At 48.3% G+C, this 14,371-nt stretch carries 17 protein-coding genes and 2 pseudogenes; 16 read left to right on the forward strand and 3 right to left on the reverse strand.

Annotated features, from left to right (window positions below):
- The 4 genes from MTP41_RS13280 to MTP41_RS13295 all read left to right on the forward strand — a co-directional run bounded on the left by MTP41_RS13280 (nucleotide 1) and on the right by MTP41_RS13295 (nucleotide 2,514).
- A complete protein-coding gene (locus tag MTP41_RS13280) occupies nucleotides 1–828 on the forward strand; it encodes a ParA family protein (protein WP_097778391.1) in 828 nt (275 codons plus the stop codon).
- Complete coding sequence (locus MTP41_RS13285; protein ID WP_249235714.1) at nucleotides 785–1,714, forward strand: ParB/RepB/Spo0J family partition protein; 930 nt, start codon at nucleotides 785–787, stop codon at nucleotides 1,712–1,714. The genes MTP41_RS13280 and MTP41_RS13285 overlap by 44 nt, the downstream gene beginning before the upstream one ends.
- Nucleotides 1,715–2,072: 358 nt before the next feature.
- Complete coding sequence (locus MTP41_RS13290; protein WP_242959407.1) at nucleotides 2,073–2,381, forward strand: type II toxin-antitoxin system PemK/MazF family toxin; 309 nt, start codon at nucleotides 2,073–2,075, stop codon at nucleotides 2,379–2,381.
- Nucleotides 2,353–2,514: a hypothetical protein gene (locus MTP41_RS13295; RefSeq protein WP_154244677.1), complete on the forward strand. Its 162-nt coding sequence runs from the start codon at nucleotides 2,353–2,355 to the stop codon at nucleotides 2,512–2,514. Before MTP41_RS13290 ends, MTP41_RS13295 begins: the two co-directional genes overlap by 29 nt.
- 388 nt (nucleotides 2,515–2,902) lie before the next feature.
- Here MTP41_RS13295 and MTP41_RS13300 read toward each other — a convergent pair whose 3' ends face one another.
- From MTP41_RS13300 to MTP41_RS13310, 3 genes are read right to left on the reverse strand one after another with little or no spacing between them, the layout of a single operon-like run.
- Nucleotides 2,903–5,455: a S8 family peptidase gene (locus MTP41_RS13300; RefSeq protein ID WP_097778244.1), complete on the reverse strand. Its 2,553-nt coding sequence runs from the start codon at nucleotides 5,453–5,455 to the stop codon at nucleotides 2,903–2,905.
- Between the two features lie 19 nt (nucleotides 5,456–5,474).
- Entirely contained in the window at nucleotides 5,475–6,458 is a 984-nt protein-coding gene (locus tag MTP41_RS13305) for an AAA family ATPase (protein ID WP_179859708.1), read from the reverse strand.
- Nucleotides 6,459–6,510: 52 nt separating this feature from the next.
- A complete protein-coding gene (locus MTP41_RS13310; protein WP_097778243.1) occupies nucleotides 6,511–6,750 on the reverse strand; it encodes a single-stranded DNA-binding protein in 240 nt (79 codons plus the stop codon).
- A gap of 306 nt (nucleotides 6,751–7,056) precedes the next feature.
- Here MTP41_RS13310 and MTP41_RS13315 point away from each other — a divergent pair, with 306 nt between their 5' ends.
- From MTP41_RS13315 to MTP41_RS13370, 12 genes and pseudogenes are all read left to right on the forward strand, one after another.
- Entirely contained in the window at nucleotides 7,057–7,383 is a 327-nt protein-coding gene (locus MTP41_RS13315) for a hypothetical protein (protein ID WP_097778242.1), read from the forward strand.
- A complete protein-coding gene (locus tag MTP41_RS13320; protein WP_097778241.1) occupies nucleotides 7,370–7,807 on the forward strand; it encodes a DUF3846 domain-containing protein in 438 nt (145 codons plus the stop codon). Before MTP41_RS13315 ends, MTP41_RS13320 begins: the two co-directional genes overlap by 14 nt.
- A 24-nt stretch (nucleotides 7,808–7,831) precedes the next feature.
- Nucleotides 7,832–8,296 (forward strand): PcfB family protein, encoded by a 465-nt coding sequence (locus MTP41_RS13325; protein ID WP_097778240.1) that lies wholly within the window; start codon nucleotides 7,832–7,834, stop codon nucleotides 8,294–8,296.
- A pseudogene (locus tag MTP41_RS13330) lies at nucleotides 8,293–8,820 on the forward strand (type IV secretory system conjugative DNA transfer family protein); the annotation flags it as partial. The gene MTP41_RS13325 and the pseudogene MTP41_RS13330, both read left to right, overlap by 4 nt.
- A 104-nt stretch (nucleotides 8,821–8,924) precedes the next feature.
- A pseudogene (locus MTP41_RS13335) lies at nucleotides 8,925–9,179 on the forward strand (recombinase family protein); the annotation flags it as partial.
- Between the two features lie 153 nt (nucleotides 9,180–9,332).
- A complete protein-coding gene (locus MTP41_RS13340; protein ID WP_007046096.1) occupies nucleotides 9,333–9,641 on the forward strand; it encodes a DUF6050 family protein in 309 nt (102 codons plus the stop codon).
- Between the two features lie 126 nt (nucleotides 9,642–9,767).
- Complete coding sequence (locus MTP41_RS13345; RefSeq protein WP_119214433.1) at nucleotides 9,768–10,016, forward strand: hypothetical protein; 249 nt, start codon at nucleotides 9,768–9,770, stop codon at nucleotides 10,014–10,016.
- Nucleotides 10,009–10,770: a phage antirepressor KilAC domain-containing protein gene (locus MTP41_RS13350; protein ID WP_249235715.1), complete on the forward strand. Its 762-nt coding sequence runs from the start codon at nucleotides 10,009–10,011 to the stop codon at nucleotides 10,768–10,770. Before MTP41_RS13345 ends, MTP41_RS13350 begins: the two co-directional genes overlap by 8 nt.
- Nucleotides 10,771–10,774: 4 nt before the next feature.
- The gene (locus tag MTP41_RS13355; RefSeq protein ID WP_249235716.1) at nucleotides 10,775–11,623 is read left to right on the forward strand and encodes a DUF6017 domain-containing protein; all 849 of its coding nucleotides are present in this window, start codon (nucleotides 10,775–10,777) and stop codon (nucleotides 11,621–11,623) included.
- Nucleotides 11,624–11,763: 140 nt separating this feature from the next.
- The gene (locus MTP41_RS13360; RefSeq protein WP_008816180.1) at nucleotides 11,764–12,255 is read left to right on the forward strand and encodes a PcfB family protein; all 492 of its coding nucleotides are present in this window, start codon (nucleotides 11,764–11,766) and stop codon (nucleotides 12,253–12,255) included.
- Nucleotides 12,252–14,021, forward strand: coding sequence for a VirD4-like conjugal transfer protein, CD1115 family (locus tag MTP41_RS13365; protein ID WP_249235717.1), 1,770 nt, complete (start codon nucleotides 12,252–12,254; stop codon nucleotides 14,019–14,021). The genes MTP41_RS13360 and MTP41_RS13365 overlap by 4 nt, the downstream gene beginning before the upstream one ends.
- Nucleotides 14,022–14,152: 131 nt before the next feature.
- The gene (locus MTP41_RS13370; protein ID WP_005934794.1) at nucleotides 14,153–14,368 is read left to right on the forward strand and encodes a Maff2 family mobile element protein; all 216 of its coding nucleotides are present in this window, start codon (nucleotides 14,153–14,155) and stop codon (nucleotides 14,366–14,368) included.
- Nucleotides 14,369–14,371: the final 3 nt, after the last annotated feature.

Raw genomic sequence — 14,371 nt, forward strand, 5'->3', positions numbered from 1 at the left:
ATCGCAAAGAAAGCTACGATTATCGCGGTTACCAATCAAAAAGGTGGTGTGGGGAAAAGCACCACCTGTGAAAATCTAGGCATCGGGCTGGCAATGGAGGGCAAAAAAGTCCTGCTGGTGGATACTGATCCACAGGGTTCACTTACCATCAGCATGGGCTGGCAGCAGCCCGATGAACTGCCCACCACCCTTTCCACCCTGATGCAGAAAGCCATGAACGACCAGCCCATCCAGCCCGGTGAGGGCATCCTGCACCACGCAGAGGGCGTTGACTTGATCCCTGCCAACATCGAACTGGCAGGGCTGGAAGTGGCTCTGGTAAACAGCATGAACCGGGAAAAGATGCTGAAACAGGTGCTGGACAGTGCCAAACGGGAGTACGATTTTATTTTGCTGGACTGTATGCCATCGCTGGGGATGCTCACCATCAACGCACTGGCGGCGGCAGACGCCGCCCTGATTCCTGTGCAGGCACAGTACCTTTCCGCAAAAGGTCTGGAACAGCTTTTGCAGACCGTCCAAAAGGTCCGGCGGCAGATCAACCCGAAGCTGAAAATCGAGGGCATTCTGCTGACCATGACCGACAGCCGTACCAACTACGGAAAACAAATCAGCAATCTGATCCGGCAGGCATACGGGAAACACCTAAAGGTGTTTGAGCAGACCATTCCACGGTCCGTCCGAGCAGCAGAAACTAGTGCCGTGGGCAAGAGCATTTTCCAGCACGACCCCAAGGGCAAGGTGGCAGAAGCCTACAAATCTCTTGCGAAGGAGGTGCTGGCAGATGCCGATCGACAGCGGAAACTTAGCTCTGAAAGGGCTAGATGACTTGTTTTCCACCGAAGAAAACCGACAGGAGGAACAGCGGGAGCAGGTACAGCAGATTCCCATTGATGCGCTGCACCCCTTCACCAACCACCCCTTCAAGGTGTTGGACGATGAAGCTATGACCCGGACGGTGGAGAGCATCGTTCAGTACGGTGTGCTGGCTCCGCTGCTTGCCCGTCCCCGCCCGGATGGTGACGGCTACGAGATCATCTCTGGGCACCGCCGTCAGTATGCGGCGAAACTTGCCGGGCTGGATACCCTGCCGGTTATTGTGCGGAAAATGTCGGACGATGCTGCTGTGATATTGATGGTGGATTCCAATTTGCAGCGTGAACACATCCTCCCCAGTGAACGGGCTTTTGCCTACAAAATGAAGCTGGAAGCTCTAAAAAATCAAGGTGCTAGGTCAGATTTAACTTCGTGCCAAGTTGGCACGAAGTTCCGGGCAGATTCAGAACTTGCCGAAAGCGCTGGTGAAAGCGCACGAAACGTTCAGCGTTTTATTCGGCTCACCAATCTTGTTCCCGAACTGCTGGACATGGTGGACGAAAAGAAGATTGCCTTTAATCCCGCTGTGGAACTTTCCTATCTGGACGAAAGCCAACAGCGGGATTTTTTAGAAGCAATGAACGACACCCAGAACGCGCCGTCCTTATCGCAGGCGCAGCAACTGAAAAAGATGGCACAGCAGGGAGAGTTCAGCTACGAAAAAGCCTTTGATGTGATGGGGCAGGAGAAAAAAAGCGAGAAAGACACCGTGACCATCAAAAACGAGACCCTGCGGAAGTATTTCCCCCGCAGCTATACGCCTAAACAGATGGAGGAGAAGATCATCCAGCTTTTGGATGCGTGGCAGAAAAAACAGCAGCGCCGCAACGAGCGCTGACCCGTAACGTAAGACCCGATGGGGTCTTTTTTGTTTGCAAAAATTTGGAGGTAACGCCTATGAACAACACGATTCCTTTTCACTCCGCAACCCATGCTCCGCAGATTACTGTGGATGTGAACATCCTGACCATGCTGAAACAGGCGGCATCCTGCCTGACCGAAATGGCAAGCGAGAATGTCTACCTTGCCGCCATCGGCCCGGGCATGGAACTGACCATTATCGTGGAGGAGGATGCCCCTTCCATTCTGCCTTGTTTTGACGAGGACGATGCCCTGATTTCTGTGAAGGGTGCGCCGCTGTTTATCTGGAGCCGCACCTTGGCTCCGAGCAGGGCGGTATCCGCCCTGTGGTCGTGGTGCAGAACAACACCGCAAACTGCTATTCGCCCAACCTCATTGTTGCGCCTGTCACATCCAATACTGCAAAGAAGCCTGATCACCAAGCCCACGTTCTTGTGGACGGTAATCGGGCTTTTTTGCAGCCCTCTATGATCTTGGCAGAATCTGTCCAGACCATCAGCAAGGGACGGCTGATCCGCCCGATGGGACGGTTGAGCATCCCGGAACTCATTCGGCTTAATTATGCGCTGCTGTATCAGCTCGATCTGAACGAATGGGTATGGAGAAAGGAGGCCTATGAACGCTATCTGCGATACCACCGCTAAATCCGAAACTCTTTCCGTCAAAGGCTGCAAAGTCAAGATCACCTATGCGTCTGCGGATACGGACTGTCTGGATGCGATCCAGAAGCTGCTGCAAACCACCATCCTGCGCACGGCAGGGCACACCGCTGCCTGACATCCTTGTGTTCCTTGAATGCGTGAGATAAGATAAAATCGAACTGAACCTTGAAAACAAAATATGGACGAAACACGTTTGATTTTTCCTTTCTCACTCAAAGAAAGAGAGATTGAAATGAAAAAACGTGTCTATTTAGAATCCGCAGTTATAATGGTAAAAGATGACATCGCAGAAGACACATATAACTGATGAAGAACGGCCCAACGCCCAACAGTGCCATAATGGCCGATACTATAGGAGGAATGAGAACTCAGAGAATAGGATAGCAGCAAGAACAGGTCAACAATATTGCGGACGTTTAGTAAATCTTTTCAAGGTTATTCTTCGAGCAAACTTGGCCCCAAAAATGGAGGAAATCCAATTGACTCTTCTCCAAATAAAGATATTACGGTTTGTGCTCTGGCATTTCGACCTCGATTTCTCCGTTTTCAACAGCCAATTCAATTTCAGTCCGTATCGGTTCATAGATCGGTATATCCTGATTGACAGCTTCAAAACTGATAGCTAATGAATATTTTGCTTTAAACAAGCCTCCCCAGCCTTTATGACCACGAACCGCAATGCAAAAAGCATCACTCAATTGATTGGATTTGATTATACACCAATCCTTTTGAAGAGTACCATTTTTTCGTGAATATCCTTCTGCTACCCCCCGATTGGTTGCCTCTCCAAGCACCCAGTTAAAGTCTCCATCATCTTCAATGATAGCACCCGTTTCAAATATACGGCGAGCAAATGTCTCCGCACTCTCTCCAATTCGGCTACAGCACCAATCTAGCCATGTTGATAAATACCCTTTTACGTAACGCCGAGTCCGGCGAGGATTCGCTGCATAGGACAGAGTAACTTCGACCAGAATGTCATAATCTTCACCAACGTTAGATAGTTCTTCAGGAATAGGAACTTGAAAAATATGAGCTTCATCATCACCAAGTTCCATAAGAGATGGTGTTACCAACGTTATTCGGTACTCGTCATTGTGAGTAGCACGTTCGACATCCGGAACACCATATCCTATATGACGCAATGTAGAGACACATTCTTCTTTGCTAACTTCATTGATATTTTTAGGCCACCGGGCAGATTGGGCTATTAAAGCTCTATACAGCAATGCAGGCGACTCAGGCAAAGCCTTTTCAACCTGTGATGCAATATAGGTGACTTTTGGTGCTGAAAAAGACGTGCCAACATCATCACGTGCAAAAGCTGGACCTTCTGGAGATTTACGAATTAGTTCTGGACATACTTCCGGAGGCGTTGTGAGTTGAGGAGGGACGCTCCCTTTATTATATACGTGAGTTCCTCCATATTCGACAACTTCTGGCTTTAAGACATCCCAAATACCGGGTCCTGAGCGTGAGAATGAAGAGACTTCCATATGCTTTCCCAGTGCGATAAAGTCATCCGTTTCTAGCTCGTCCGCTGACACGGAACCGACAGTAATCGCTTGTAGGCTCTGCGCTGGATTTGAAATTCTACATAACTCTCTGTCAAGATATTCAGGATATGGATATCCCGCCTGCCAATAGGCCGATATGACATCTGTGGAAATATTTCCCGCAGCCTGTATAAACAAAACATCGTGGTTGTAAGACTGACTATCAATTTCAGCGGCCCATGGTGTCATGTGTTTCATTTCACAAGGTTGATGGCTACCAATGGAGTGATTAAATATTTTAGTTGGGATTTGGTTTTCAACATTATATTTCTGTACAGCAATTGCAATTGCCTTTGGAGGATATACATTTTCTGGCAGGCAATTGTTTTCATCGAGAATTCGCATGTTGCGAATCCAGCAAGGAAGTTGATAAACTCCATCTAAAGGGACTGCCTTTGGATACAAGACTGCGCCGGCTACTCGTGTTCCATGTCCTCCTCCAGCAACTTCGTCACTTGTACTCGTATTATTGGGTAGTAAACTGATAGATTCGTCACTAGAAATTGATGGTGCTAAATATTTGTGTTCTTCTTGAACACCGCTATCCATTATACATACAATGGGAGCGGATTGGGTAGGAGCCTCAATTTGTACGGTTTCGATGAAATCGTCTTTATTTTCGGGCGTATATCCCATAGCTATTGTCTCGGCTTCGGATACTTCAAATATATATGCAAAATTCAACACTAGGTCAAGCAAACATTTACCAGATATTCTTAAGCGTGCCGAGAAGCTGTCAGGTAAATCGGCTATTTCCGATATACCATCAGCGAGTTCCATAATTTCACCATTATAATCAGAAACAAAATTTTCTATTGTTTCTTCTCGTTGCATCTTGATTTCGTCCCAAGCCATATAGGCGGCACTAAACTTTTCCTTCCACCGCTGTTCACGAGCAGAATAGTGTCCATCTGTTTCATCATCTTTTCGATTGGGCCGTTTAGGCAACTCGATGTTTCCACAGCAACTAACGCCTATATCAATAACATATACTGAATCTGGTGAAATTGTTGCCCATTTTGCATAGAGTTCTTTTGACAAAATCCGCTTAAGCCTATCACCATCTTCACAGAGAGCATAAACTTTTGCCGGTGAATTGCACCTTGCCGTTACATTTGCAACAAAAGCATCTACTTTCTCATTAAAGACTGAAAGATCAACATCTTCTGTAGCAACTATAATAAATCCTTCCTCAATCTCGCAGACGATTTCAAATCCCAATCCACGCAGGAAATCAATATCCGTAGAAGGATCTATTTCTAGCAGTATGGGAATACCAGTTTCTATTTCAGGTAACGCATTTTCTGAACGTTCTGCACGACGTTCTTTCCAAAAGCGGGACAATTCAGCAGAGCGATGTTTCACATAGCCACCGTGAGTAATTCGATTAGCAGTATTCCTCTTTGTCTGCGCAGATACTGCACCGCCACCACGTAATTTCGGTTTTCCTTGAAATAACAGTGGGAGGGGTAAATGCGTAAAACCATTATTCTCTGCCATTGTCGTACCTCCTTACAGATTAAAATTTAGAGCTTTCTTCCAATGCTTTTACAAAATGTTCGTTACATACTTTTTTGCACCCTGTGAGAATACCAATTTTGGCAGCCCGTTGTGCAATCAAAACAACATTGGCGGCAGAGTATCCCTCCAATTGATTTGATATTTTATCCATATCAATATCCGGAGCAACTGGTATTGCAGATAAAGTCATTTCCAATAAGCGTTTACGTTCTAATTTCCCCGGCATCGGCATTTTAATAACATCATCGAATCTTCGGAAAAGAGCCTCATCAAGAGATACTTTCAAATTTGTAGTGGCTAGAACCAATCCCGGAGCATCATATTCGTCTAACAAAGTGAGTAGCATATTGACGATTCTAGGAACTTCGCCAACATCCTGCGTTGTAATGCGAGATTTAGCGATAAAATCACATTCGTCAAGAAGTAAAACAACAGGTTCACTTTTGCAATAATCAAATACCATTCTAAGGTTTGATGCGGACTCTCCAAAGTAAGAAGAAAGTAAAGAATCGAATCGAACTTTCAATAGTGGTAACCCGAGATTCCATGCAATTCGTTCGGCACTTAATGTTTTGCCACATCCCGGAGGACCATAGAGAAGTATTTTTCTTTTAGGTACAAGATTGAATTTTTTCAACCGTTCGCGTGCTACATATTCCTGCTCAATCGAAAGAAGTCGTTCTTCAACTTCGTTTGGTAAAATCATATGATGTTTTAATTGTTCTCTTGGAATATATGATACCAATTGTGAATTTGTACGCTTGCTCTTTGGCAAAGCAGATAATCCACTTTCGTTTTTTCTACTATCAAACAGAGTATATTTGGGCTTTTCGGTAATTGAAATTTTTTCTAAAGAGTCTGCAAGAACGTTATGACCGAGTTTGCGCTCCTCTTGAATGATTGCAATGGCTATTTTTTTTAATGATGCTATATCTTCGGAGAAAATGGCTCGAAATAGTCTCTTGTATAATTCTGCTTTCATATGGCAAATCCTCCCTCTCGAATAGTTGTCATTCTGATAGTGTATAAAACTATCAATTGCTGCCGACTTTATACTTTTGCTGTCCAGAGGAAGTTTTTTCGATTGGTTTCAAACGGGTTCCAGAGGTGTGAACGTAGTTTAAGAACAAAGTTCCCAATAACAATCTGTCACTTCTTGAGATTCGATTCCACTCATAGCCTTTAAATAAATCTCGTACAAGAAAAATTTCATTAGTATGTAGATGCTTTGTTTCGTCTATAGCTCGAGCTAAAAGATCGTTTGCAGTTGCCATTTCATGTCCTCCTTGTTGTAAACAATATGCTGAACAATGTTGTTTATATCATAGCATGTGCGCATACAAAAAGCAATAGCTTATATGCGTAACTTTCGAGGTGAAATAATCAGTATCCGTAAAGGAGCAGATCAGCAAATGCAATGATATGACATTCTGCGATGTTCTAAGGCAGTACATCGAAGCAGAAAAATAAATAGTGGTGGTCTGACGCACAAATTAGCAGCAAAGCGCAACTTCTACTCTGAATGAATAGAAGCTGCGCTTTTATTTTTACCCACAAAACATTTCAAAAGGAGGATGCCTATGGATAAAGACTTTATGCTGAACTACTATGACAAAATGGTACGTCCAATATGGACGGAGCTGATGAAGACACCTCGCTATCAGCGAGTTGCCTGCGAGCGTGACAAAATTGAACGTGAGTTCCGGAGGCTGCTGGATGAAAAGCTGGGGCGGAAGTATCTTGAACTGGATGATGGAGTGAGGTGTGCCATGCTGAACTTTTTTATCGGTGTCGCATTTTTTGAGGCTGGTGCCTTTTTCGGCTTCTTCGTGGCAGCTCTGTTGAACGCCGCCCATGCCGGGCAGGAGAGCACAATCTTTAAGGAGAATGATAATGGAACAGAATGAAAACACCCTGTCCGTGCTGAAAATTGCACCGGGACAGCATCCGCAGCAGGTCGAGATTGATAACGACCTGAAAGCCTTGCAGCAGGCGGTGGGCGGTTCCATCGGCGCAAGCTACCCTTTTGAAGATCCGGTTGCCATCGTTTATAACGATGACGGCAAGCTCATGGGTCTGCCCCTGAATCGTGCCCTTCGGGATGAAAACGGAGAAATGTATGATGCCGTTGCCGGAGACTTTCTGGTGGTGGGTCTGGGCGAGGAGGATTTTGCATCGCTCTCCCCGGAGATGGCACAGAAGTATGAGCAGCTTTTCCATCAGCCGGAAGCCTTTCTGAAACTGGGCAACCGTCTGCTGGTGCTGCCTGTGCCCGATGAACCTCCGGCAGAAAAGCCCCGCACTAAGCCCCCGGCAGAGCATGACCGCTAAAAGCATTCTGCTGCATGGGAGGTGATGGCATTGCAGGAAGAAATCGAACAGAAATCCTTCAACCTGATGATCTCCACCACGAAGCTGTCTGCCCGGACTGTCCTCCGGGCGGTAAAGGCGGCGTTTCGGCTGTACCAGTCCAAAGCATCCCAAGGTAAGCAAAGCGTCCGCACCCTGTTGCGGCAAAACCGGGGCGTATCCAGCGTGGAGATCAGCAAGACCGGTATCCGAGGGCTGGAACGCTATGCCAAAAAGTACGGCATCGACTACGCCATCCGCAAGGACACCTCCGAGGTGCCGCCCCGGTATCTGGTCTTTTTCAAAGCCCCGGACGCAGAAGCCTTCAATTCAGCTTTCAAAGAATATTCGGCATCCCTGCTGAATAAAGACAACCGCCCCTCGGTGCTGGCAAAACTGCATGAACTGGTGCAGGCAGCAGCAGAACTCCCCGGCAAAGTCCGGCACAAGGAACAGGAACGCGGACTGTGACCACGAAAAAGCTGACAAAACTGCTGGCTCTGTACCTGCCCTATATTTTGCTGGGACTGGTGGCAACCAACTTTGGCGAAGCGTGGCGGCTTGCCGAGGGCAAGGAACTGGGCGATAAGATCATGTCCATGATGGGCACCATCCCGGTGGCGTTTGCAAACCCGCTGCCCAGTCTGCCCCCTCTGGATTTGCTGGTGGGCTTGTGCTGCGGCGCAGGGCTGCGGCTGGCGGTCTATCTGCGTGGCAAAAACGCCAAAAAGTACCGCCATGGCATGGAGTACGGCTCTGCCCGGTGGGGCACACCCAAGGATATTGAACCGTTCATGGCTCCCAAGTTTGCCGACAACATTATCCTGACCAAAACGGAACGGCTGATGATGTCCAACCGCCCACCGGACCCCAAAAACGCCCGGAACAAAAATGTGCTGGTGGTGGGCGGTTCCGGCAGCGGCAAGACCCGGTTTTGGCTCAAGCCCAACCTTTTACAATGTCACAGTTCCTATGTGGTTACTGACCCGAAAGGCTATAATGAATAAGGATAAAGCAAAGATGCGTTTACAAGAGAGTAAAAATATCGTATCTTTGTTACATATCAAGCAACCCCACTAAAAACAAAGAAGGTGAAACTATGGCAAAATCCAACCAAGGAAAAATCACGGCATTGTACGAAAGACTTTCCAGAGATGACGAATTACAGGGTGAATCCAACAGCATCCTGAACCAGAAAAAGTATCTGGAAGACTACGCTCGCAAAAGTGGTTTCAACAATATCAAACATTTTACGGATGATGGATACAGCGGAACAAACTTCAACCGCCCCGGCTTTCAGTCCATGATTGCCGAAATCGAAGCCGGGCATATTGCAACGGTCATTGTAAAAGATTATTGTGCGATAATAGGACTAAATCAGAAAGACCTTGAAAATCAAGGCATTCTGGCTTAGTCCCTTCTTTTTTTGACCGAAAACAAAGGACTTTCATAATAATCAAGCAAGCCGGAGGGTGCTGCTGCACACTTCCGGCAGAAGGAGGATATAGTGGGTGCTATCAAAGTCTTCTTGAAGGAGGTTGTGCTTCCAATCGCGCTTGCGTTCTGCCTCGCGTCATTTCTCAAGCCGATCTATATGCCTGACGGCGTATGTGACTACTTCCTTATGTGGATCTGCGTCGGCTTGCCATTCGGCATCCGGAGGATGTGCCTCTGGCTCGTTCCCAGCGGCTACGGTATCTCCGGCTCAGTCGGCATCTTCGCATTGAACTTAATCATAGGCGGTCTCATCGGAGGACTCGCCTTCTTCATCGGGCTGCTGCTCGGTGTCATTCATACCATCCGAGAAATCATCTGAACTACATCGTAAACGAAGAGGGTTTGTTTCTTCTCCAATTTGGAGTAAGAAGCAAACCCTCTTTTTTTGTTGCCCAAAAGCCGGAATATTTGCTGGCGATGCGGCGAAGGAAAGGAGTTTTTAAGCATGAAACGCATGACAGCCGGTGATCTGCAAGCACTCGAATTGCTGATGCAGACCACACCCGGCTTTGAGCATTTTGACAGCGGCGCGGATGGCATTCTCCCTGAGTGCCGAAGCTGTCGATTTCATCGTCCCTTCTGGAAATATCAGTCCTGCGTGTTTGCAGAGTGTCCCTACTGCTGCAAGCCCGTTTCTACTCTCAAAAATCAAAATGGCACATCTGCTGCCGGAAAGGAAGTCAGTCATGAATAACAAAATCGAAGTCTTCAAGAATGAACAGTTCGGTGAGGTGCGAACGATCCTCGAAGGGGAAACACTCCTGTTCTGCGGTTCAGATATTGCGAAAGCGCTTGGATATGCCCGACCCGGAAAGGCAATTATTGATCACTGCAAGGGTGTCCTAAAACGGGACACCCTTACAAGAGGTGGTATGCAGTCCCTTTCCTATATACCGGAGGGCGATGTTTACCGACTGATTGTTCACAGCAAACTCCCTGCTGCTGAGAAGTTTGAACACTGGCTGTTCGATGAAGTTGTCCCCACCATCCGCAAGACCGGCGGCTACATGACGGACTCCCTTCTGGAACGCATTCAGAAGGAACCGGCGGTCATCATGGAGTTCGCTCAGGCGTTGATTCGAGAAAAGAATCGCGTAAAGGTTCTTGAGGTTGAGCTGAACACTGCAAAGCCCAAAGCCGATTACTACGATGCCTTTATCAATCCGGATGACTGTACCAATATTAGAACAACGGCGAAGGAACTGAAAATCCCGGAGCGCAAGTTCGTCCAGTTTCTTCTTAGAGAAAAGTACCTATTCCGCTCTCCCTCCGGTCAGCTTCTTCCCTACAACAAGGACAGCAATGCCGGACTGTTCATCGTCCGCGATTTTGTGACGTACTGCTACACCGGTTCTCAGACCTACTTCACGCCGAAGGGCAAGGATGTCATCCGAATGAAGTTCCAGAAAAAGTGCGGCGAAGAGCTGCTTCCCAAGATGGCAAGGTGATTTTATGGCAGTTTTCAGAGTCCCCAAGATCGAGAACTTCACGATGATGAGCAATCACCATCTTCGCAACAAGAAGCTCTCCCTCAAGGCTGTTGGGCTGATGTCGAAAATCCTCAGCCTTCCGGATGAATGGGACTACTCCCTCAAGGGGCTTGCCAAGCTCAACGCGGACGGCATCGACGGCGTTCGCTCTGCTGTGCAGGAATTGGAGGATGCCGGTTATATCATCAGGCGTCAGCGTAGGGACAAAAACGGCAGAATGGCGCAAAGCGAGTATCTTGTCTTTGAAATACCGGAGTTGTCAAAACCGGCGTTGGATTCACCGTCATCGGAAAAGCCGATACCGGTAAAACCGGCAACGGATGTCCCGACATCGGGAAACCCAATGCAAATAAATACGAACCAAGTAATTACACACCAAGAAAATACTCACTTGAACAATACTCCATCTATCAATCACTCAGGCACAGGACGCAGAAATGATGGGACTGATTGGGTGGATGAGCGAGAGCGATATAGAGAAATCATCGAAGAGAACATCGAATACGAGATTATGAAAGACCGTCCTGACGGAGACCGCCTCGGTGAAATTGTCGAGATCATGCTGGATGCCGTTTGCTCAACTGCTCCTACCATCCGCATCAATGGCGAAGATATGCCGCAGCAAGTGGTCAAGTCCCGCTTTCTCAAGCTGGACAGCAGCCACATCGAGTATGTTTTCCACGCAATGAAGGAATGTCCGTCCAACATTCGGAACATCAGGGCATATCTCCTGACCACACTCTATAACGCTCCGGCAACGATGGACAATTTCTACTCCGCAAAGGTCAATCATGATTTCAACGGCTGGTAAACCGCAAGCGAAACGCTGGCGGCTATTTTTATGCCTGAAAGGAGGGCTTTACATGGTCATATTCATTCATCTGCCGGGTGTGCCGCCTTAGCTGAGGCAGCATTCCCTCAATTATTCCAAGGAAAGGAGGTATCACTGCATTGCAGGATGAAGTCAACACCAAAGTTGTTGCAATCATGATCAAGGGCGGTAAAATCTCCGCTGAGGTGCTGAAAAAGGCTCTGGACAAGTTCGTTCAGGAAATCGAGAAGGCGCAGAAGCAGATGCAGCAACCTAAAACCTATCGCGGCAAGCAGTCCATCAAACATCTGATGAGCCAGAATGCCGCCATCTCCAACATTGAAGTGACGGATGGCAACATCAAGTCCTTTGAGCGGACTGCCAGCAAATACGGTCTGGACTTTGCGCTCAAAAAGGACGTTTCCGTAGAGCCGCCCAGCTATCTTGTCTTCTTCAAGGGTCGGGACGTTGATGTCATGACCGCCGCCTTCAAGGAGTTCTCCGCCAAAACCGTCAAGCAGAAGGAACAGCCGTCCATCCGGCACAAGCTGGATCATGAGAAAGCCCAGAGCAAGGCACAACACAAAGAGAAGGTCAAGGTCAAGACCAAGGATCGGGGTGTGGAGCTGTGAACAAACCCGATGTGAAGAAACTCATTCTTCTGAACCTTCCGTATGTCTTCGCCTTCTACTTCGCGGATAAGATCGCCGCCGTGTTTCGTCTCGCCCCCGGCACAGAGTTCATCGACAAGCTGACAAACGGCTTTGCCGTGTTCGGCACTACCTTCGCAAATCCGCTGCCCAGCTTTCATCCCGTTGATCTACTCATCGGTCTGGTTGCCGGTGCGCTGCTCAAGCTGGCGGTCTATGTCAAGGGCAAGAACCGCAAGAAGTTCCGGCAGGGCGAAGAATACGGATCTGCACGATGGGGTAAGCCGGAGGACATCAAGCCGTACACGGACCCGGAGTTCTCGAACAACATCATTCTGACGCAGACGGAGTTCTTGACCATGAACAGCCGTCCAAAGCAGCCGAAATACGCCCGCAACAAGAACATCCTTGTCATCGGCGGTTCCGGCTCAGGCAAGACGCGCTTTTTTGTAAAACCAAATCTGATGCAGATGCACAGCAGCTACGTTGTGACTGACCCGAAGGGTACGGTGCTGGTGGAGTGCGGCAAAATGCTTGAAAAGGGCGGCTACGTCATCAAGTCGCTGAACACCATCAATTTCCGGAAATCCATGCACTACAACCCTTTCAGCTACATCCGCAGTGAGAAGGACATCCTCAAGCTGGTCAATACGATCATCGTCAACACGAAGGGAGACGGCGATAAGTCCGGCGAAGATTTCTGGGTCAAGGCGGAAAAGCTCTACTACACAGCTCTCATCGGCTACATCTGGTACGAGGCACCCGACCACGAGAAAAACTTTACTACCCTGCTCGAAATGATCAATGCCTCGGAAGCCAGAGAGGACGATGAGACCTTTAAGAACCCGGTGGATGTCATGTTCGATGAGCTGGAAGCCCGCGACCCTGACCACTTTGCGGTCAAGCAATACCGCAAATACAAGCTGGCGGCGGGCAAAACCGCTAAGTCGATTTTGATTTCCTGCGGCGCAAGGCTTGCGCCCTTCGACATCGCAGAGCTGCGGGAGCTGATGAGCTACGATGAGATGGAGCTGGACACCATCGGAGACCGGAAGACGGCACTATTCGTCATCATTTCCGATACCGATGACACCTTCAATTTCGTCGTGGCAATCATGTATTCTCAGCTCTTCAACCTTCTCTGCGACAAAGCAGATGATGTTTACAACGGACGGCTGCCCGTTCATGTGCGCTGTCTGCTGGACGAGTTTGCGAATATCGGTCAAATCCCGAAGTTTGATAAGCTCATCGCAACCATCCGAAGCCGGGAAATCTCGGCGTCAATCATCTTACAGTCCCAGTCTCAGCTCAAGACCATCTACAAGGATGCGGCGGACACCATCACGGGCAACTGCGACTGCACACTTTTCCTCGGCGGAAAAGAAAAATCGACTCTCAAGGAAATCAGCGAGGTGCTGGGCAAGGAGACAATCGACCTTTACAACACCTCAGAAACCCGTTCCAACAACAACTCCTATGGCTTGAACTATCAGAAAACCGGCAAAGAACTGATGTCTCAGGATGAGATCGCCGTCATGGACGGAGCCAAGTGTATTTTGCAGCTTCGAGGCGTGAGACCTTTTCTCAGTAACAAATACGACATTACAAAGCATCCAAAGTACCGGCAGCTCTCCGACTATAACAAGCGGAACGCCTTTGACATCGAGAAGTACCGGCAGCACAAGCTGATAGTCAAGCCCGATGACACATTCGACCTCTATGATATGGGCGAGGTCGAAGCGGATTAAAGCCCCGTCGCTGCACTGCGCAGTGGGTAAAGCCTGATGGCTCCCAAAGCAGAACAGCGACGGGGCTTCTTTTTTTATGCCCATTTTCAAAAATACACAACCAATCTTTTTCAAATCAAGGAGGAAAATCTATGGCTTTCATCAATCAGGCTGTCACGGTTCTTCAGACGCTCGTTATCGCCCTCGGCGCAGGTCTCGCAGTGTGGGGTGTTGTCAACCTCATGGAAGGCTACGGCAACGACAACCCCGGCGCCAAGTCTCAGGGCATCAAGCAGCTCATGGCTGGCGGCGGTGTGGTGCTGATCGGCACGACCCTCATCCCTCTGCTCTCCGGTTTGTTCGGCTAATCC

The sequence above is a fragment of the Faecalibacterium sp. I4-3-84 genome, assembly GCF_023347255.1.
Classification (GTDB): domain Bacteria; phylum Bacillota; class Clostridia; order Oscillospirales; family Ruminococcaceae; genus Faecalibacterium; species Faecalibacterium taiwanense.